The organism is Streptomyces sp. NPDC000410 (genome assembly GCF_040300305.1).
Classification (GTDB): domain Bacteria; phylum Actinomycetota; class Actinomycetes; order Streptomycetales; family Streptomycetaceae; genus Streptomyces.
In genome coordinates, this window is record NZ_JBEPDM010000019.1 from 50,042 (window position 1) to 67,977 (window position 17,936).

The following is a 17,936-nucleotide window of genomic DNA, read 5'->3' on the forward strand; positions in this document are numbered from 1 at the left end:
AACGGCGGGGGCTTTATGGGCCCCCGCCGTCAACAACCGAACCTGTGGTGTCAGGCCTGCTCGGCGTCCGCGGCCGGAGCCTCGGCGGCGGCCTCGGCAGCCTCGGCGTCCGCGGCCGGAGCCTCGGCAGCGGCCTCGGCCGGCTTCTCGGCCTCGTCGGCCTTCTTCTCGCCCTCGAGCAGGTCGCGCTCCCACTCGGCCAGCGGCTCGCCCGCGGCCTTGTCGCCCGGCTTCGAGTCACCGGTGGCGACGCCGGAACGGGCGATGAGGCCCTCGGCGACGGCGTCGGCGATCACGCGGGTGAGCAGGGTGACGGAGCGGATCGCGTCGTCGTTGCCCGGGATCTTGTAGTCGACCTCGTCGGGGTCGCAGTTGGTGTCGAGGATCGCGACGACCGGGATGTGGAGCTTGCGCGCCTCACCGACGGCGATGTGCTCCTTCTTGGTGTCGACGATCCAGACGGCGCTCGGCACCTTCTGCATCTCGCGGATACCACCGAGGGTCTTCTCCAGCTTGGCCTTCTCGCGGGAGAGGACCAGGAGCTCCTTCTTGGTGAGGCCGGAGGCGGCCACGTCCTCGAAGTCGATCGCCTCGAGCTCCTTCAGACGCTGAAGGCGCTTGTAGACGGTGGAGAAGTTGGTGAGCATGCCGCCCAGCCAGCGCTGGTTGACGTAAGGCATGCCGACGCGGGTCGCCTGCTCGGCGATCGCCTCCTGCGCCTGCTTCTTGGTGCCGACGAACATGATGGAGCCGCCGTGCGCGACGGTCTCCTTGACGAACTCGTAGGCGCGGTCGATGTACGACAGCGACTGGAGCAGGTCGATGATGTAGATGCCGTTGCGCTCGGTGAAGATGAAGCGCTTCATCTTCGGGTTCCAGCGACGGGTCTGGTGACCGAAGTGGACGCCGCTCTCCAGCAGCTCCCGCATCGTGACGACGGCCATGGCCGTATCTCCTTGAGTTCTCGGTTATGTCCTGACGCCCCGACGCGCCGTGCCACAAGGGACCGAGGAGCGCGGCCACCGACCGAGGTTGAGGGTGGTGGCGGGGCGTGCGAAGTCGACCCGGTGACCCGGATCGCCAGAAGAAGTGTACGGGACGGGCGCGGTGCCGGGTGACGGCGCTGTCCACAACCAGTCAGTAGTCCACAGATCCGGACCATGATCAGCGGGGGCGGGGCGGGGTGCGGGACCGTCGGCCCATGAATCGCGTACGTGTCGTGACGTCGGTGCTGGTGTCGGTGCTGGTGGGGCTGGCTGGGCTGGTGTGGGCCCTGGCGGGAGGGACCGCGTGGGCGGGGCCTCCGGGCCCGGGTGCGGGTGCAGGTGCGGGGCCGGGTGCGGGGCCGGGTGCGGGTACCTGGCCGGTGGGTCCGCCGCGCCCCGCCGTGGTGAGGGGGTGGGAGCCGCCGGACTCCCCGTACGGGCGAGGGCACCGCGGGGTGGACCTGGCGGCACCTCCGGGCACGGCGGTGCGGGCCGCGGCGGCGGGCGTGGTGTCGTTCGCGGGGACGGTGGCCGGGCGCGGGGTCCTGTCCATCACCCTGTCGGGTACGGGCGAGCCCGCGCTGCGCACCACGTACGAACCGGTGCGCGCTGTGGTGACGGCGGGCACTTCGGTGACCGCGGGCCAGGTGGTGGCCGTCCGCCCGGCCGGCCCGTCGCACTGCCCCTCGGGGTGTCTCCACTGGGGCCTGCGGCGCGGGGACGTCTACCTCGACCCGCTGTCGCTGCTTTCCGAGGAGCAGCTGCGCCGGGGCCCTTCCCGGCTGCTGCCGGTCTTCGGCGTCCCGCTACCGCGGCCGGATCCGGTCCCTGCGGATGCGCCCGCGCCGGGGGATGCGGATACGGATACGGATACCGCACAGGCGATGGCGCTGGCCGCCGCGGCGGCGTGGTCGCACCGGACGCTGACGCGGTCCGGCGGGCACGTCCCGGAGAGTGGCGGGCGGGCACCGGCCCGGAGGAGCGGCGGGCGGGGCCGAGCCGGGGGGTCAGTCGCCGCAGACCCCGCGCAGAGCCATCGACACCGCGGCCTCCGCGATCTCGGCGGGCTCTTCCGCCGCGCCGAGTTCGATACGGCGGACGGCCGCGTCGACGACGCCCTGGAGGAGCATCGCGGCCAGCCTGGGCTGCTGGTGGCCCAGCTCCCCGAGCGCCTCCACGATCATCGCGACGAGCCCGCCGTGCGCAGCGCGGATCTTCTCGCGCGCGCCTGCGTCCAGCTCGCTCGCGGAGATCGCCACGACGGCCCGGTGACGCCGGTCGCCGACCAGTTCGAGCTGCTGGCGCACATACGCCTCGACCTTGCCCTCGGGCGTCGCGGCCCGCTCCATGGCGGCCTCGACCTCGGCCGCCCAGACCGGGAAGTCGACGGCGCACAGTTCCTCGACGACGGCGGCACGGGAGCGGAAGTACTCGTAGACGGACGACCTGGCCAGGCCCGTGCGCTCGGCGAGGGCGGGGAAGGTCAGCGCTTCCGTACCGCCTTCGGACAGCAGGGAGCGCGCGGCGTCCAGCAGGGCGCCTCGCTGCATGGTCCGGTGCTCGGCCACGGAGGCCGCTCGAATCCTGGGCACGGGACCACTTTACGGCCGAGACCGTTCAGGGGGACGGGGACAGGGACGATTTCGCGGCGGGGGGGTGATCGCGTCGGTTCGTGTCAGCGGCCGACGTCGGCCAGCTTGGCCCGCAGCTGCAGCACGGACTTGGTGTGGATCTGGCTGACTCTGCTCTCGGTGACCCCGAGGACATTGCCGATCTCGGCGAGCGTGAGGCCCTCGTAGTAGTAGAGCGTCACCACGGTCTTCTCGCGGTCCGGGAGGGTGTTGATCGCGCGCGCGAGGAGGCGGCGCAGCTCGCGGCCCTCGGCGACCTCGACCGGATCGTCCGCCGCGGTGTCCTCCAGCGTGTCCATCAGGCTGAGCCGGTCGCCGCCTTCGCCTCCGACGTGCAGCAGCTCCTCCAGGGCCACCACGTTCGCCAGCGACAACTGGCTGAAAACGGAGTGCAGTTCCTCCAGCCCGATCCCCATCTCCGCGGCGACCTCGCTCTCGGAGGGGGTGCGCCGCAGCTGGGCCTCCAGGGTGGCGTAGGCCCGCTCGACCGCACGGGCCTTCTGCCGCACGGAGCGCGGGATCCAGTCCAGGGCCCGCAGTTCGTCGATCATGGCGCCCCGGATGCGGGTGATCGCGTATGTCTCGAACTTGATCGACCGCTCGATGTCGAACTTCTCGATGGCGTCGATGAGACCGAAGACTCCCGAGGAGACGAAGTCGGCCTGCTCGACGTTGGCCGGCAGTCCGACGCTCACCCGGCCCGCGACGTACTTCACCAGCGGTGAGTAGTGCAGGATCAACTGCTCCCGCAGCCGGCCGTCGCCCGTGGCCTTGTACGACCGCCACAACTCGTCGAGCGACGAGGGCGCGGGCGGCCGCAGGGCGCCACGGGCAGCGGGTGTCACTGCCGCGCGGTCAGACCCGGAGGTGTGCTGGGGCATGCGTTGCCTTGAGCCGTTCTGCTGTGGTGTGTGAGGGGACGTTCATGTGGACCGATGGCTGGGTGGGGAACCTGGTGAGCGTAGCGTGACTGGAGCATTGCGGTGCGCGAACATCGGGGGATCGCGCCTGTGCGGGGTACGCACGGTCGGCCACACCTTCGAACGGGGGCCGACGCCGTACGCGCCGGCCCCCACGGCGTCACCGCGGGAAATGCGAAGGTCATCCCCCTCACCATTTCACCCGAATGCGCCAGGTCAAGCACCGCCTCGCCGGGCGTTCGAAGGGCACATCGCGCTCGGCGTCAACTGCCAGCCGTCACCGTGACGTTCGACGAACCCCAGCGACTGCAGTTCGTACAGCCTGACGACCGCCTCGTCCGGTGTGGTCCCGGCCCTGCGGGCGATGGCACCCCCGTCGAGGCCGCCCCGGGCCGGGAGCGCCTCCAGCACCCGCGCGCCGGAGGGTCCGAGGAGGTCCCTGGGGAGTACGGGCCCGCGACGCTCCGGCGCGAGATCGCCGATGTCCCCCACCAGCTCGGCGACTTCGGCGGCGTCGGTGACGAGCACCGCCTCTCCGCGCAGCAGTTCATGCACCCCGGCCGAGAGTCCGCTGGTCACCGGCCCTGGAACGCCCATCGTGAAGCGGCCGAGACACCGGGCGTGGCGGGCGGTGACGAGCGAGCCGCTGCGGTATTCGGCCTCCACGACGACGGTGCCCCGGGTGAGGGCGGCGATGACGCGGTTGCGCAGGACGAATCTGCTGCGGGTCGGATGGCCGCCGGGCGGCAACTCGCCGATGACCAGACCCTGTTCCACGATGCGGCCGATCAACTCGGCGTGAGCGCGTGGATAGACGACGTCGACGCCGCAGGCGAGCACCGCGACCGTCGCTCCTCCGGCGGCGAGCGCGCCCCGGTGCGCGGCCCCGTCCACCCCGTGCGCGGCACCGGAGACGACGACCCAGCCCCGCTCGGCGAGCCCGGAGCCGAGGCTGCCGGCGACGTGCGCACCGTACAGCGTGCACGCCCTGGCACCCACCACGGCGACCGAGCGCAGGGCCCATATCCGCAGATCAGGGCGGCCCCGCAGCCAGAGCCCCACGGGTCTCGCCGCCCCGAGGTCATCGAGCTGGCTCGGCCATTCGGGGTCGCCCGGGCAGATGAAACGCCCGCCCGCCTCCGCCATCGCTTCGAGGTCCCGCTCCGGGCAGGCGCCCGCGGCCCGTATCCGGTAGCCCGCGATGCGCCGCTCCCCCGCGCCGGTCAACGCGCCCTCCGCCGGCGCGGGCGCGGGCGCGGTGAGCCGTGCCATGAGCTCCACCGCGCCGTACTCGCGCAGCCACCGCCCCGCGTGTTCGTCACCCGGTTCGACGACCCTCGTCAACGCGGCGCGCGCCAGCCGCTCCTCATCACTCACGCCCGCCGTCATACGAGCCCCCCGCGCCCACGGCGCCCGGGGCCCGTGCCCCCGGCGCGCCCCGTCACGGCGCGGCTCCTGCCACCGCCCCGGCCGGGACACCTCTGGCGATGCCGGTGCGCAGTTGCAGCGCGAGGTCCACGTCGCGGGCGTCGGGCCGGTCGCGACCGGCGAGGTCGGCGACCGTCCAGGCGACTCGCAGGACGCGGTCCATGCCCCGGGCGGTGAGCAGCCCCCGCTCCATGTCGCGCTCGGCCGCGCCCAGCGCGCCGGGGGCCACCTGCCAGCGGGTGCGCAGTTCGTGGCCGGGGACCTCGCTGTTGACGCTCCAGGGGGTGCCCTCCAGCCGGGCGGCGGCCCTGGCCCTGGCTTCCCGGACCCTGGCGGCGACGACCTCGGTCGGCTCGCCCCGGCCCCCGTGCCCCAGCAGATCGGAACGGCTGACCGGCTCCACCTCGACCCGCAGGTCCACCCGGTCGAGGAGCGGCCCGGACAGCCTCGCCTGGTAGCGGCGGATCACCGAAGCCGGGCACTCGCACCCGGCGCCGTGCAGGGTGTGCCGCCCGCACGGGCACGGGTTGGCCGCGAGCACCATGAGGAAGCGCGCCGGCAGCCGGACCACCCCCGCACTGCGGGCGACGACCACATGCCCGGCCTCCAGAGGCTGGCGAAGTGCGTCGAGCGCCTTCGCCGAGAACTCCGGGGCCTCGTCCAGAAACAGCACACCCCGATGCGCCAGGGACACCGCTCCGGGCCTCGGCAGGCCCTGTCCGCCGCCGACGAGGGACTGCATCGTCGCCGAGTGGTGCGGAGCGCAGTACGGCGGCCTGCGCACGAGGGGCTCACCGGGCGGCAGGATTCCCGCGACCGAGTGGACGGCGGTGACCTCCAGGGACTCCTGGCGGGCCAGCGCCGGCAGCACCGCCGGCAACCGCTCGGCCAGCATCGTCTTGCCCGCGCCCGGCGGGCCCTGGAGCAGCAGATGGTGGGCTCCCGCCGCCGCGATCTCCAGGGCGGTCCGGGCGGCGTGCTGGCCGGCCACGTCCGCGAGGTCGGGCCACTGCCCGTCGGCGTCGTCCGGGTGTGCGGCCAGCCCCGTGCCCACCCCGGCACCGGGCACCATGAGCCCGGCGAGCATGGCGTCGGGGCGGCCTTCGCCGTCGGGCTCCTCCTGCGGCACCGGCTCGTCGTTCAGCACGGCGATCAGCTGGCGCAGGCTCCGCACTCCGAGGACGGACACGCCCGGCACGAGCGACGCCTCCCCTGCCGTCTGCTCGGGGACGACCACCTGCCGGTATCCCGCGTCGGCTGCCGCGAGGACTGCCGGCAGCACCCCGCGCACCGGCCGGACCCTGCCGTCCAGCCCCAGTTCACCGACGAGCACCAGATCGGCGATCGCCCTCGGGTCGATGCGCTCCGCCGCGCCGAGCACGGCGCACGCGACGGCGAGGTCGAAACCCGATCCGCTCTTGGGCACGGACGCGGGGCTGAGTCCCACCGTGAGTTTCTTCTGCGGCCATTCCGCGTCGGAGTTGACCACGGCCGCCCTGACCCGGTCACGGCTCTCCACCAGGCTCTTGTCGGGCAGGCCTACGAGGGTGAAGGCCGCGACGCCGGGCTCCAGGTCGGCCTGGACCTCGACCACCACGCCCTCGACACCCACCAGCGCCACCGAGCACGTACGCGCGAATCCCATCAGGCCACCCCCCGCGCGTGCTCGACCACGGGCGCGCCGCGCTCGGGGACCAGGACTCCGACGAGGTCGATCCGGACCCCTCCCGGCGGAGCGCCGCCGTGCTCCTGCATCCAGCGCTCGGCCAGTCCCCGCAGCCGCTCCGCCTTGGTGGCCGTGACGCCCGCCATCGGATGCTCGAACGGTCCGGCCTTGCGGGTCTTGACCTCGCAGATCACCAGGGCGTCGCCGTCCCGGGCCACGATGTCGATCTCACCGGTCCTGCCACCGCGCCAATTGCGCTCCAGGACCGTCATCCCGGCTTCGGCCAGCCGCCGCGCGGCCAGCTCCTCGCCGTACCTGCCCAGTGCCCCCCGTGCGTTCATGTCGGCACCACCTCCGGCACCGACTCTGACGCCTCGCACCCTCAGCAGTGGATCTTGGTGGACAACCGCACGACTGTGGACAACTCCATCACCCTTCGGGGTGATCACCCGCCGGCCATCACCCGCCGGGAAGCTCCAGGTCGCTCTTGTTCAGCTCCTCGATGTTCACGTCCTTGAACGTCAGCACCCGGACCTGCTTGACGAACCTGGCCGGCCGGTACATGTCCCAGACCCAGGCATCCGCCATCGAGACCTCGAAGAAGACCTCACCCTGCACCGAGTGCACCTGCATCTCGTAGTCGTTGGTGAGATAGAAGCGACGCTCGGTCTCGATCACGTATTTGAACAGACCGACGACGTCGCGGTACTCCCGGTAGAGCTTCAGCTCCATCTCGGTCTCGTACTTTTCGAGGTCCTCGGCACTCATGGCATGTTCCCCTTCAGCCGTGCGTCCCCCTATTGTGCGCCAGCGCCCCGCTCCCCTAAACGATTTCTGGGGCCAGGACCACCGGCGAACTCGGAGGACCGTCGTCGAGCAGCGTGCGGAGCAGCTCGGCGAGTCTGGTCGGGTACACCGTCTCACGCGCCGCCGACAGTTCCGCGGAGGTCCACCACCTGAGCCCCGTGACGCTGCGCCGCTCCAGCCCGGTCAGCCCGGCGAGACTGGTCGCGGTCTGCCGCGTACGCGCCAGGTAGTACCACTCGTCCTGCTCCCAGCGCCGCCCGTCGAACGGGAACGAGCACTCGCGCTTCCAGATCACCGGGCCCAGCTCGACATCGGTGATCCCGGTCTCCTCCGCGACCTCACGCAGCGCGGCCTCCTCACGGGTCTCACCGCCCTCGATCCCGCCGCCCGGAGTGAACCACCAGGTGTCCGTGGGATCGTCCGGCTCAAACCCGTGGATCAGCAGGACCCGGTCCTGCGGGTCGAGCAGGATCACCCTCGCGACCTCCCTCAGTCGCCGCTCAGACATCGGCCGTCACCTTCCCAGGCTTCCCCGGCTCGGGGCGGGCACGCCGTCGGCCGATGAACCGCGCGACCGGCCCGTACACCCCACCTCCCAGCACCAGTACGGCCCCGAGCACCACGGCCCCCGCAACCAGCTTCACCGGCCCCGGCTGCGACACCCCGCCCGGCAGCGCCGCGAAGCTCTGCGGGCGCTCCAGCAGACTGCCCAGCGGCCAGACCACGGCGTCCAGCCGCCCCTGGACCGCTTCGCGCGGCACGGAGCCCTGCCCGGCGTCCTGAAGGTGCGTGCGGGAGTCCAGGGAACCGCCGCGCTCGTCGCCGAGCAGGAACAGCTGTCCCTCGGGCACGGTGACGCTGAACTTCGTCAGCGACGCCGCTCCCTGACCGCGCAGATACGGTTCTTCGATGGCCTTGCCGTTGATGGTCATCCGGCCGTCCGCATCGCAGCACGCGACCTTGTCACCGCCCACCGCGACCACGCGCTTCACCATCGGCATATCGGCCCACACCTTGTCGGTGAAGACCACGATGTCACCGCGTCGCACCTCGGAGCCGTCGATCCGCTGCGCCAGCACCCGGTCGCCCGCGGCGACGGTCGGCGACATGGAGTCCGTGGGCACCGTGTACGGCTTGTACTGGACGGCTCCCCAGCCGAACCCTCCGAGGAAGAGCACACAGCCGACGGCCACGGCCAGTCCCGACAGCAGGCTGCCGAGACGGCCGTGGCCGTCCTCAGTACGTCCTGTTCCGCTCATCCCAGCGCTCCCCACCTCGGAGATCGACGATCGCTGATCCGAGCGGCACCCTACCCGGCGGTCCGCCCGGCAGTCTGCCCCACACTGTGCGCGGCGACCTGCTCGGTGGCCTGCGCGGCAGCCTGCCCCGCGGCCTGCCTGTCGGTGAGCCTCTTCCTCCTCAGCATCACGATCGGCAGCGCGCCCGCCACCCCGAGCGCGGCAGGCGCCGCCGCCGCCGCGACAGCGGCCGCGGCGTTCAGACCCGGCTGGTCGAAGGTGGCCGGCACCGGCAGCGTGGACCAGCGGCCGAGCGGCCACGCCACCACGACGGCCCGCCCGACGACCTGATCGTTGGAGACGGTGCCCTGGCCGGGAAGCTCCTGGTGGTAACGCGAGTCCCGCGAGTTCTGCCGGTTGTCGCCCATCACCCAGATCCGGCCCTCAGGCACCTTGATCGGCCCGAACGGCTCGTCGTCGCAGGGGGTGCTGCCGGGGTGGATGTACGACGTCTCGTCCAGCGTCTTGCCGTTGACGGTGACCTTGCCGCCCTTCTTGCACTCCACGGTGTCCCCGCCGACCGCGATGACCCGCTTGATCAGGTCCTTCTCCTTCGACGACGGCATCAGGCCGATGAAGCTGAGGAATTCCTGCAGCGCGTTCGGCTCGGGCGTGTAGGTGTCGTCCAGCCAGCCCCCCGGATCGTGGAAGACCACCACCTCGCCGCGCTCGGGCTCCGAGCCGAACCACGGCGTCAGCTTGTCGACCAGCACCCGGTCGCCCCGCTGCAGCGTGTTCATCATCGAGTCCGACGGAATCGAGAACGCCTGCACCAGGAACGTCTTGATCAGCAGCGCGAGGACCAGCGCGATGACGACGAGCAGCGGCAGTTCTTTCCAGAAGGACCGGTGCTTCCCCGACTTCCCGCCGCCCCCGTCCGCGGAGCTCTCGTTCCCGTGCCCGTCCGGATCTTGTGTGTCGTCCGCGGGATCGTAGGCGGAGTCAGCGGGTTGCTCGGGCCTCTTCTCGGGCTCTCCGGGTCCAGATCGTGCACCGACGGCCACGTCGCTCACATCCACTCCTCATTCCGCGCCAACGCCTGCCCTCTGGGCCCTGTTCGTCACAAGCCCACTTCCCCGAATAACGAGCGGAAGTTCCGCGGAGCTACTGCCGTTCTCCGATCGCCTTTCCGTCGGTGGGCCGCCGGGCACCGCGGCACGCCCACCACAGACGAACGCCCCCGGTCGCTCGGCATGATCGCCGAACGGCCGGGGGCAGTTCATCCTGCCGACTCGGACGTCAGCCGGCCGACCCCGGGCGCTGCGGCTTCCGCCTGCGCCAGAGCGCGATCGGCACGACAGCGGCGATCGCGATCGCACCGGGCGCCACAGCCGCCGTGGCACTCACACCCGGCTGATCGAAGGTGTCCGGCACCGGCAGCGTGGACCAGCGGCCGAGCGGCCACGCCACCACGACGGCCCGCCCGACGACCTGGTCGACCGGCACGAAGCCGTTGTTCGCGTCCTCGGTGTGATAGCGGGAGTCCCACGAGTTCTGCCGGTTGTCGCCCATCACCCAGATCTTGCCGTCGGGCACCTTGAACGGCCCGAAGGGCATGTCATCGCACGGCGTGCTCCCCGGGAAGGTGTACGACGTCTCGTCCAGCGCCTTCCCGTTGACGGTGACCTTGCCGCCCTTCTTGCACTCCACGGTGTCGCCGGCGACCGCGATGGTCCGCTTGATCAGGTCCTTCTCCTCGGCCGACGGCATCAGGCCGATGAAGCTCAGAACGTCCTGCATCACGTTCGGCTCAGGAGTCGGCTCCCCCTCCAGCCAGCCGCCCGGATCGTGGAAGACCACCACCTCGCCGCGCTCGGGCTCCGAGCCGAACCACGGAGTCAGCTTGTCGACCAGCACCCGGTCGCCCCGCTGCAGCGTATTCATCATCGAGTCCGACGGAATCGAGAACGCCTGCACCAGGAACGTCTTGATCAGCAGCGCGAGGACCAGGGCGATGCCGATCAGCAGGGGCAGTTCCTTCCAGAACGACCGCTGCCTCGGGGAGCCGTCCTCCCCCGGACCGGCCCCGTCCGGATCACCTTCGCCGACCGTCGCGTCCGCGGATGCCCCGCCCGGCGGATCGGGCAGTTCGCCGGGTCCCCCAGGTCCTTCGGGTCCTTCGGGTCCTTCGCGTCCGGATCGTGCGTCGACCGCCACGTCCCCCACATCCACTCCTCGTCCACTCCTCGCCCCACGCCCGCCCGTACCGGAGGCGATGCAGGCCCACCACTCCCATAACGAGCGGGAGTTCCGCAGAGCCCGGGAGCCGGGTCATTCCGTTCAGATCCTGAGTGGCCACACTATGCGACGGGCCGCGCGCGGTGGCCGCACCACCACGTGCGTCCGGTACCGACGCGTACGCATCACGCTGCTCCAGCGTGCGCCAGTGGCCGAACGGCCAGGCGATGACGACCGCGCGGCCGACGACCTCCTCCTCGGCGACCGTGCCGCGGAACTGCTCTTCGAGGTGGAAGCGCGAGTCGGCCGAGTCGGAGCGGTGGTCCCCCATCACGAAGTACCGCCCGGCGGGGACGGCGACCTCGAATGATCGTTCGGACGGGGTGTCGAGATCGTCGGGGTGCAGGTACGGCTCGTTCAGCGGTACGCCGTTGACGGTGACCTTGCCGTTCGCGTCGCAGCACTTGACGGTGTCCCCGCCGACCGCGACGACCCGCTTGATCAGATCCTGCTCGTCGTCGGACGGCAGCAGCCCGATGAAGGTCAGGGCCTGCTTGATCTGCTTGATGCCGACCGGATCGTCCTGCTTCGGGGCCTGCTCCTGCTGCAGCCAGTTGCCCGGGTCCCTGAAGACGACGACGTCGCCGCGTTCGGGCTTCGATCCGAACCAGGGCGTCAGCTTGTCCACCAGCACCCGGTCGTCGATCTTGATCGTCTGTTCCATCGAGCCGGACGGGATCACGAAGGCCTGGACCAGGAAGGTCTTCAGGACCAGCGCGATCAGCAACGCGACGGTGATGAGGAGCGGTATCTCCTTCACGGCGGACCGCTGCCGCCGTCGCTTCACCTTGCGTGCGAGCCTGCGCCGCTCCGCACGCCCTGGCAAGGGCCGCGCACCGTCCGTGGGACGGGTGCCGGTAGGCAGCCGGGTGTCGGACCGATGGCTCGCGCGACGTCCGCGGTTACCCATGGGCACCTCCGGGAGCCGGTACGCCGTCGAAGGCGGCGGTCGGCTCCAGCGAGGACCACCGGCCGGCCGGCCAGCCGATCCAGTCCGCCCGGCCGATCACCATGTCGAGGGGCACCATGCCGCCGCCGGGGTCCCCCAGGTGATCACGCGAGTCGCGGGACTTGCTGCGGTGGTCGCCCATGACCCACAACGTGCCCTGCGGTACGACGATGTCGAAGGGCACCCGGGACGGGGCATCGCCGACGTACACGTAACGCTCGTCGACGGGTACGCCGTTCACCTCGACCCTTCCCCCTTCGTCGCAGCAGACCACGCGGTCGCCCCCGACGCCCACCACCCGCTTCACGAAGTCGGTCTCGTCGGGCTCGGCCAGACCCAGCCCCGCGGCCGCCCCGTGCAGCAGCCCGGCGACCGGGCTCTCCTCCGGCGCCTGGCGGACGAACGAGCCGCTGCCGTCGAACACGACGACGTCCCCCCGCCGCGGCTCGGAGCCGAAACGGTACGCCAGCTTGTTCACCAGCACCCGGTCACCGACGGCGAGGGTGGGCTCCATCGAGGTGCTGGGGATCAGGAAGGGCTGCACCACGAAGTGACTGAGGAGCAGCAGGAAGACGGCACAGACGCACCCGAGCAGCCCGGCACGCCGCCAGGAGATGCGCGCCCAGAAGGCGGACGCCTCGGGGCGCCCGGAAACGCGCGCGGAGCGCGACCCCTCCTCCGGCCCGGACTCGGTGGTCTCGGGTGCGGATGAGCGGTCGCGCTCCGTGTGCTGTGCTTCGGTGTCCATCGCGGCCAGATGCTATCCGGCCGCAGGTATGAGCCGTATGAAGTCCACAGCGGGGGCGCGGGTGTGAGCCGGAGCTCAGTTCTCGCGCTTCTCCTTGATCTTCGCGGCCTTGCCGCGCAGCTCACGCAGGTAGTAGAGCTTGGCGCGACGGACGTCACCGCGGGTGACGAGCTCGATCTTCTCGAAGATCGGGCTGTGCACCGGGAAGGTGCGCTCGACGCCGACGGAGAAGGAGACCTTGCGGACCGTGAAGGTCTCGCTGACGCCCGAGCCCTGGCGGCGGATGACGACACCCTTGAACTGCTGGATACGGGAGCGGTTGCCCTCGATGACGCGAACGTGGACGTTCACGGTGTCACCGGGACGGAAGGCGGGGACGTCGGACCGCAGGGACGCGGCCTTGACAGCGTCGAGGAGCTGAGACATGTTCGTCTGCTTTCTTCGCCGATGCCACAGGTCATCAGCGGGAGAGAGGGAGAGTCATGGGGCCGTGGCGTCGGAGCGGGCGTCGTATCCCCCTGTGGCAGGGGCGCACGCCGGACGTACGGCAGCGGCCTATTCTTCCACGGCCTGGGGCCTGCGCCAAAATCGACCGTCGGGCGAGGGCGCCCAGCCCAGGATGGAGAGGATCTCCCGGTCCTTCTTGTCGAACGCCGAGGGGTCACAGCGCTCGATCAGATCGGGCCGGTTGGCCACGGTGCGCCGGAAGGCCTCGTCGCGACGCCAGCGGGCGATCTTCCCGTGGTGCCCACTGAGCAGCACGTCCGGAATGCCGCGCCCGCGCCACTCCGGAGGCTTGGTGTAGACGGGCCCCTCCAGGAGGTTCGCCATCGCTCCGGGCGCGAAGGAGTCGTCGCGGTGCGATTCGGCGTTGCCGAGGACGCCGGGCAGCAGACGCGCGACGGCCTCGGTGATGACCAGTACGGCCGCCTCGCCGCCGGCCAGGACGTAGTCCCCGATGGAGACCTCGTAGACCGGTATCCGGGTGGCGTACTCGTCGATCACCCGGCGGTCGATGCCCTCGTACCGGGCGGGGGTGAAGATCAGCCAGGGCCGCTCGGAGAGCTCGACGGCGACCTCCTGGGTGAACGGGCGCCCGCTGGGGGTCGGCACGACCAGCGCCGGGCCGTGCGCGCCGGTCTCGTACCCGGCGGCCAGTGCGTCGTCGAGCGCGTCGCCCCAGGGTTCGGTCTTCATGACCATGCCGGGGCCGCCGCCGTAGGGCGTGTCGTCGACCGTGTTGTGCCGGTCGTACGTCCAGTGCCGCAGGTCGTGCACGTGTACGTCGAGCTGCCCGCGCGCCCGGGCCTTGCCGACCAGCGAGACGTTCAGCGGCTCCAGGTACTCGGGGAAGATCGTGACGACGTCGAGCCGCATCAGGCGCCGTCCTCGGAGTCCTCGTCCCGGCTGGAGTCGATGACTGCCCGGTCGTCGATCAGTCCGGGGGGCGGGTCGATGACGGCTTTCTGCTCCGCCAGGTCGATCTCGGTGACGATCTCCTCGACGAAGGGGATCATCACCTCGCTGCCGTCGGGACGTTCGACGATGAAGAGATCCTGCGAGGGCAGGTGGGAGATCTCGGTGATCCGGCCGATCTCAGTGCCGTCGGCGAGCACCACGTCGAGGTCCATCAGCTGGTGGTCGTAGTACTCGTCGGGCTCTTCCGGGAGTTCGTCCGGGTCCACGTCGGCGATCAGCAGCGTGTTGCGCAGGGCCTCCGCGCCGTTGCGGTCCCGTACGCCCTCGAAGCGCAGCAGCAGGCGGCCGCTGTGCACACGCCCGGTCTCGATCCTCAGGGGCCCCGCCGAGGCCGGATCGGTGGCCAGTACGGCGCCGGGCGCGAGCCGCAGCTCCGGTTCGTCGGTACGTACCTCGACGGTGACCTCGCCCTTGATGCCATGGGCACGGCCGATCCGTCCGACTACCAACTGCACGTCTAGCTCCTGAGTCCGTTGAAAATGCGAGGGCCGGAGGTGGCTTGCGCCACCTCCGGCCCCGTTACATCAGCCCTCAATACAAAGGTCAGACCTGATCCACGTCGACGAGGTCGACACGGATACCACGGCCGCCGATGGCGCCCACGACGGTGCGCAGGGCGCGCGCGGTGCGACCGTTGCGGCCGATCACCTTACCGAGATCGTCGGGGTGCACCCGGACCTCGAGCACCCGGCCGCGGCGCAGATTGCGCGAGGCCACCTGCACTTCGTCCGGGTTGTCGACGATGCCCTTCACGAGGTGCTCGAGAGCCTCCTCGAGCATGCTCAGGCCTCGGTCGACTCGGCGGCGGCCTCGGCCTCGTCCGCCTTCTTCTCGGTCTTCTTCGCCTTCGGGGTGATGGCCTCACCCTTGGCGTCGTCACCCTCGAGCGTCTTGGCGAAGGCGTCGAACGAGGCGCGCTTGTCCTCCTTCGTCGCCGGCTGCAGCAGCGGCGCCGGGGCCGGCAGGCCCTTGTGCTTCTGCCAGTCACCGGTGAGCTTCAGGATGGCGAGAACCGGCTCGGTCGGCTGGGCGCCGACGGACAGCCAGTACTGCGCACGCTCCGAGTCGACCTCGATGCGCGACGGGTTGTACGTCGGGTGGTACAGACCGATCTCCTCGATGGCCCGGCCGTCACGGCGGGTACGGGAGTCGGCGACGACGATGCGGTAGTGGGGCTGGCGAATCTTGCCGAGACGCTTCAGCTTGATCTTGACTGCCACTGGAGTGGTGTCTCCTGGTCTTGACGTGGTTGGGCACAACGGGATGCCACGTGGGGTTGCGGTACTCGGAGTGCCCGATGGACGCGTCAGCCGGAGGAGAGAGGGGTCCTATGCGACTGTCGAGTACAGCTGACCATTGTGCCACACGGATCCCGGCGGGCCGACCCGGTCCCCCGCGGCGGCCGCCCCGCCGGCCAGGCAGGTCAGCTCGCCGCGCCCACGGCTTCCGGGATGCGGAACGGCTTTCCGCAGCCGCCGCAGACGATGGGCGCCTGGGCGAGGACCGACGGCACCACTCTGACGTTACGACCGCAGTCGCACACGGCCTTGACCCGCACACCGCCACCGGACGAGCCGTGCCGGGCGGCTGGGCCCCGGAAGGTGCGCTTGGTGTCGGAGGCGGTCGCGACGGTGTGCGCGGCGAGGGCACGCTGCAGCCGCTCGATCGTCGGGCGGTACCTCCGCTTCGCCTCGGGGTTGAGCGTGACCAGGGAGAAACCGCTGCTCGGGTGTGGCTCCTCCGGGTGGTCCAGGCCCATCTCCTCGGCGATCGCCAGGAACCGGCGGTTGTGGTAGCGGCCGGCGCGGGAGGTGTCTCGGACCCCTCGGGCGGCGGCGATGCCGTGGACTGCCTCATGGAGCAGTCGCTCGAAGGAGAGCTCGTGGCCGCAGGCGGACGAGGACTCTCCGATCAGGGATTCGGGCGCGGCAAGATCCGGCAGGTCGGGGTGGTGCCGCTGAATGTCGGCCCACGCCTGTGCCAGCTCTGCGGCGAGAACAGGTGGTGTCGTGCTCACGTCGTGCTAACGAGCCGGGCCGCGCCTGGGTTCCATTCCGGGGCATCCCAAATAATTTGCACGTACCCGTCAGTTGCCGTTGATGCGTCCTGACGAGGGCGGGTGCGCCGATCTGCGGAGAAGCCTCACAGCTCCCACCAAGGTGGTACGTAGTGACACGTACGCCCACCCGTCTCCCACCACCGCCCTCAACGGAGGCTTCGGGCCACCCCTCCGGCTCGGCGCGTACCGCCGGGGCGCGGTTGCTCTCCAGGGGCGCGAGGGCGCCGGGTTGCGCCCCGGGCACCGTCAGTAGGCCCGTGCGACGATCGCGAGCGTACCCGGGGCGTCGTCGCTCTCCGGCACCGACCCGTCCTCCGCGACCAGACACCGTACGGACACGGCCTGATCGGCGAGCAGTGCCTCCCCCTCGGTGCCCAGCGTCGCCCACGGGATGCGCGCCCAGCCACCGGCGACCGCCGCGTCGGCGGCCTCGGCGATCGTCGACACATCGGCGGTACGGGACTCCCGGCGCTCGCGCGACTGGCTCAGCAGCAGCGCCTGGTCCTCCTCCAGCACCTTCGGCAGCAACTCGGCGAGCGCGTCGATGGCGACGGGCTCCTTCCCCCCGGGAATGCGGCGGGCCAGCATCGCCGTACCGCCCTCCAGGTCGCGCGGGCCGACCTCGATGCGTACCGGCACGCCCTTCAGCTCCCAGTCCACGGCCCGTCGCCCGAAGGGGGTGTCCGTGCGGTCGTCGACCTGGACCCGGATGCCCGCGCCCCGCAGCCGGTCGCCGATCTCGCGCACCTTGGCCAGCACGGCCTCGTCGCCCTTGATGGCCAGGACCACGGCCTGGACGGGCGCGAGGCGCGGCGGCACGCGCAGTCCGTTGTCGTCGCCGTGCGACATGATCAGACCGCCGACCATCCGGGTGGAGGAGCCCCAGGAGGTCTGCCAGGCCAGCTCCTGCTTGCCGGCCCGGGACAGATAGGTCGTGTTGAAGGCCTTGGAGAAGTTGGTGCCGAGCTCGTGGCTCGTGCCCATCTGCAGGGCCTTGCCGTCACCCATCATGCCTTCGAGCGTGAGGGTGTTGACGGCCCCGGCGAAGCGCTCCCTGGGGGTCTTGCGGCCGAGCACCACATCGATGCCGAGGACGTTCACCATGAAGTCGGCGTAGACCTCGCGGTGGATGTGGGCCGCGTAGTCCCGGGCCTCCTCGTACGTGGCGTGGGCGGTGTGGCCCTCCTGCCAGAGGAACTCCGTGGTGCGCAGGAAGACCCGGGGGCGCATCTCCCAGCGGACCACGTTCGCCCACTGGTTGATGAGCAGCGGCAGATCGCGGTAGCTCTGGATCCACTTGGCGAAGTACTCGTTGATGATCGTCTCGGAGGTGGGCCGGACGACGACCGGCTCCTCCAGCTCCTTGCCGCCGCCGTGCGTGACGACCGCGAGCTCGGGGGCGAAGCCCTCGACGTGCTCGGCTTCCTTCGTCAGGTACGACTGCGGGATGAAGAGCGGGAAGTACGCGTTGGACGCCCCGGCCTCCTTGATGCGGGCGTCCATCTCCTGCTGCATCCGTTCCCAGAGGCCGTAACCGTACGGACGGATCACCATCGTGCCGCGCACCGGGCCGTTGTCGGCGAGCTCGGCCTTGTTGATCAGGTCCTGGTACCAGCGGGGGAAGTCCTCGGCCTGCGGCGTGAGAACGGGTGCCTTTGCCATGGCGGGAATCGTACGGCGGCTGCACCCTGGATGAGGAATCGACCGGGGCGCGCGGGGGCGCGCGA

The 17,936-nt window shown here is 70.9% G+C and carries 20 protein-coding genes and 1 pseudogene; 1 reads left to right on the forward strand and 20 read right to left on the reverse strand.

Annotated features, from left to right (window positions below; genetic code table 11):
* Positions 1 to 50: 50 nt before the first annotated feature.
* Positions 51 to 944, reverse strand: coding sequence for a 30S ribosomal protein S2 (gene rpsB / locus ABT342_RS20290; RefSeq protein WP_351575414.1), 894 nt, complete (start codon positions 942 to 944; stop codon positions 51 to 53).
* Positions 945 to 1,201: 257 nt separating this feature from the next.
* On the opposite strand from rpsB, the pseudogene ABT342_RS20295 reads away from it, so the two are divergent.
* Positions 1,202 to 1,663, forward strand: a pseudogene (locus tag ABT342_RS20295) (peptidoglycan DD-metalloendopeptidase family protein); the annotation flags it as partial.
* A gap of 330 nt (positions 1,664 to 1,993) precedes the next feature.
* On the opposite strand, the gene ABT342_RS20300 reads toward ABT342_RS20295, so the two are convergent.
* From ABT342_RS20300 to proS, 19 genes are all read right to left on the reverse strand, one after another.
* Positions 1,994 to 2,554 carry a TetR/AcrR family transcriptional regulator gene (locus ABT342_RS20300; RefSeq protein ID WP_351575586.1) on the reverse strand — a complete coding sequence of 187 codons (561 nt, stop codon included), beginning with the start codon at positions 2,552 to 2,554 and terminating at the stop codon, positions 1,994 to 1,996.
* A gap of 107 nt (positions 2,555 to 2,661) precedes the next feature.
* Entirely contained in the window at positions 2,662 to 3,498 is an 837-nt protein-coding gene (whiG, locus tag ABT342_RS20305; RefSeq protein WP_351575417.1) for an RNA polymerase sigma factor WhiG, read from the reverse strand.
* 255 nt (positions 3,499 to 3,753) lie between these two features.
* Entirely contained in the window at positions 3,754 to 4,926 is a 1,173-nt protein-coding gene (dprA, locus tag ABT342_RS20310; protein ID WP_351575420.1) for a DNA-processing protein DprA, read from the reverse strand.
* 52 nt (positions 4,927 to 4,978) lie between these two features.
* Complete coding sequence (locus ABT342_RS20315; protein WP_351575423.1) at positions 4,979 to 6,610, reverse strand: YifB family Mg chelatase-like AAA ATPase; 1,632 nt, start codon at positions 6,608 to 6,610, stop codon at positions 4,979 to 4,981.
* Positions 6,610 to 6,972, reverse strand: coding sequence for a YraN family protein (locus ABT342_RS20320; protein WP_351575426.1), 363 nt, complete (start codon positions 6,970 to 6,972; stop codon positions 6,610 to 6,612). Before ABT342_RS20320 ends, ABT342_RS20315 begins: the two co-directional genes overlap by 1 nt.
* Before the next feature lie 118 nt (positions 6,973 to 7,090).
* The gene (locus tag ABT342_RS20325) at positions 7,091 to 7,399 is read right to left on the reverse strand and encodes a DUF2469 domain-containing protein (protein ID WP_003965949.1); all 309 of its coding nucleotides are present in this window, start codon (positions 7,397 to 7,399) and stop codon (positions 7,091 to 7,093) included.
* A 55-nt stretch (positions 7,400 to 7,454) separates the two neighbouring features.
* Positions 7,455 to 7,946, reverse strand: a complete 492-nt coding sequence (locus tag ABT342_RS20330; RefSeq protein ID WP_351575429.1) for an NUDIX hydrolase — start codon at positions 7,944 to 7,946, stop codon at positions 7,455 to 7,457.
* Positions 7,939 to 8,697, reverse strand: a complete 759-nt coding sequence (lepB, locus tag ABT342_RS20335; RefSeq protein WP_351575432.1) for a signal peptidase I — start codon at positions 8,695 to 8,697, stop codon at positions 7,939 to 7,941. The genes ABT342_RS20330 and lepB (ABT342_RS20335) overlap by 8 nt, the downstream gene beginning before the upstream one ends.
* A gap of 50 nt (positions 8,698 to 8,747) precedes the next feature.
* Positions 8,748 to 9,740: a signal peptidase I gene (lepB, locus tag ABT342_RS20340; RefSeq protein ID WP_351575589.1), complete on the reverse strand. Its 993-nt coding sequence runs from the start codon at positions 9,738 to 9,740 to the stop codon at positions 8,748 to 8,750.
* 235 nt (positions 9,741 to 9,975) lie between these two features.
* Entirely contained in the window at positions 9,976 to 10,824 is an 849-nt protein-coding gene (gene lepB / locus ABT342_RS20345) for a signal peptidase I (RefSeq protein ID WP_351575591.1), read from the reverse strand.
* The gene (gene lepB / locus ABT342_RS20350) at positions 10,772 to 11,884 is read right to left on the reverse strand and encodes a signal peptidase I (RefSeq protein WP_351575435.1); all 1,113 of its coding nucleotides are present in this window, start codon (positions 11,882 to 11,884) and stop codon (positions 10,772 to 10,774) included. The genes lepB (ABT342_RS20345) and lepB (ABT342_RS20350) overlap by 53 nt, the downstream gene beginning before the upstream one ends.
* Positions 11,877 to 12,671 (reverse strand): signal peptidase I, encoded by a 795-nt coding sequence (gene lepB, locus ABT342_RS20355; RefSeq protein ID WP_351575438.1) that lies wholly within the window; start codon positions 12,669 to 12,671, stop codon positions 11,877 to 11,879. The genes lepB (ABT342_RS20350) and lepB (ABT342_RS20355) overlap by 8 nt, the downstream gene beginning before the upstream one ends.
* A gap of 75 nt (positions 12,672 to 12,746) precedes the next feature.
* The gene (gene rplS, locus ABT342_RS20360; protein ID WP_351575441.1) at positions 12,747 to 13,097 is read right to left on the reverse strand and encodes a 50S ribosomal protein L19; all 351 of its coding nucleotides are present in this window, start codon (positions 13,095 to 13,097) and stop codon (positions 12,747 to 12,749) included.
* Between the two features lie 129 nt (positions 13,098 to 13,226).
* Positions 13,227 to 14,048 (reverse strand): tRNA (guanosine(37)-N1)-methyltransferase TrmD, encoded by an 822-nt coding sequence (gene trmD / locus ABT342_RS20365; RefSeq protein ID WP_351575443.1) that lies wholly within the window; start codon positions 14,046 to 14,048, stop codon positions 13,227 to 13,229.
* The gene (gene rimM / locus ABT342_RS20370) at positions 14,048 to 14,605 is read right to left on the reverse strand and encodes a ribosome maturation factor RimM (protein WP_351575445.1); all 558 of its coding nucleotides are present in this window, start codon (positions 14,603 to 14,605) and stop codon (positions 14,048 to 14,050) included. The genes trmD and rimM overlap by 1 nt, the downstream gene beginning before the upstream one ends.
* Positions 14,606 to 14,693: 88 nt before the next feature.
* Entirely contained in the window at positions 14,694 to 14,930 is a 237-nt protein-coding gene (locus ABT342_RS20375; protein WP_215084856.1) for an RNA-binding protein, read from the reverse strand.
* A gap of 2 nt (positions 14,931 to 14,932) precedes the next feature.
* Positions 14,933 to 15,370 carry a 30S ribosomal protein S16 gene (gene rpsP / locus ABT342_RS20380; RefSeq protein WP_351575449.1) on the reverse strand — a complete coding sequence of 146 codons (438 nt, stop codon included), beginning with the start codon at positions 15,368 to 15,370 and terminating at the stop codon, positions 14,933 to 14,935.
* A gap of 203 nt (positions 15,371 to 15,573) precedes the next feature.
* Entirely contained in the window at positions 15,574 to 16,167 is a 594-nt protein-coding gene (locus ABT342_RS20385) for a hypothetical protein (protein ID WP_351575452.1), read from the reverse strand.
* A 288-nt stretch (positions 16,168 to 16,455) separates the two neighbouring features.
* Complete coding sequence (gene proS, locus ABT342_RS20390) at positions 16,456 to 17,871, reverse strand: proline--tRNA ligase (protein ID WP_351575455.1); 1,416 nt, start codon at positions 17,869 to 17,871, stop codon at positions 16,456 to 16,458.
* Between the last annotated feature and the right edge of the window lie 65 nt (positions 17,872 to 17,936).

Excerpts from the sequence above, each read along its gene's own strand:
- rpsB (WP_351575414.1), bottom strand. The coding sequence starts at position 944 with ATGGCCGTCGTCACGATGCGGGAGCTGCTGGAGAGCGGCGTCCACTTC.
- whiG (WP_351575417.1), bottom strand. The coding sequence starts at position 3,498 with ATGCCCCAGCACACCTCCGGGTCTGACCGCGCGGCAGTGACACCCGCT.
- dprA (WP_351575420.1), bottom strand. The coding sequence starts at position 4,926 with ATGACGGCGGGCGTGAGTGATGAGGAGCGGCTGGCGCGCGCCGCGTTG.
- ABT342_RS20315 (WP_351575423.1), bottom strand. The coding sequence starts at position 6,610 with ATGGGATTCGCGCGTACGTGCTCGGTGGCGCTGGTGGGTGTCGAGGGC.
- ABT342_RS20320 (WP_351575426.1), bottom strand. The coding sequence starts at position 6,972 with ATGAACGCACGGGGGGCACTGGGCAGGTACGGCGAGGAGCTGGCCGCG.
- ABT342_RS20325 (WP_003965949.1), bottom strand. The coding sequence starts at position 7,399 with ATGAGTGCCGAGGACCTCGAAAAGTACGAGACCGAGATGGAGCTGAAG.
- ABT342_RS20330 (WP_351575429.1), bottom strand. The coding sequence starts at position 7,946 with ATGTCTGAGCGGCGACTGAGGGAGGTCGCGAGGGTGATCCTGCTCGAC.
- lepB (WP_351575432.1), bottom strand. The coding sequence starts at position 8,697 with ATGAGCGGAACAGGACGTACTGAGGACGGCCACGGCCGTCTCGGCAGC.
- lepB (WP_351575435.1), bottom strand. The coding sequence starts at position 11,884 with ATGGGTAACCGCGGACGTCGCGCGAGCCATCGGTCCGACACCCGGCTG.
- lepB (WP_351575438.1), bottom strand. The coding sequence starts at position 12,671 with ATGGACACCGAAGCACAGCACACGGAGCGCGACCGCTCATCCGCACCC.
- rplS (WP_351575441.1), bottom strand. The coding sequence starts at position 13,097 with ATGTCTCAGCTCCTCGACGCTGTCAAGGCCGCGTCCCTGCGGTCCGAC.
- trmD (WP_351575443.1), bottom strand. The coding sequence starts at position 14,048 with ATGCGGCTCGACGTCGTCACGATCTTCCCCGAGTACCTGGAGCCGCTG.
- ABT342_RS20375 (WP_215084856.1), bottom strand. The coding sequence starts at position 14,930 with ATGCTCGAGGAGGCTCTCGAGCACCTCGTGAAGGGCATCGTCGACAAC.
- proS (WP_351575455.1), bottom strand. The coding sequence starts at position 17,871 with ATGGCAAAGGCACCCGTTCTCACGCCGCAGGCCGAGGACTTCCCCCGC.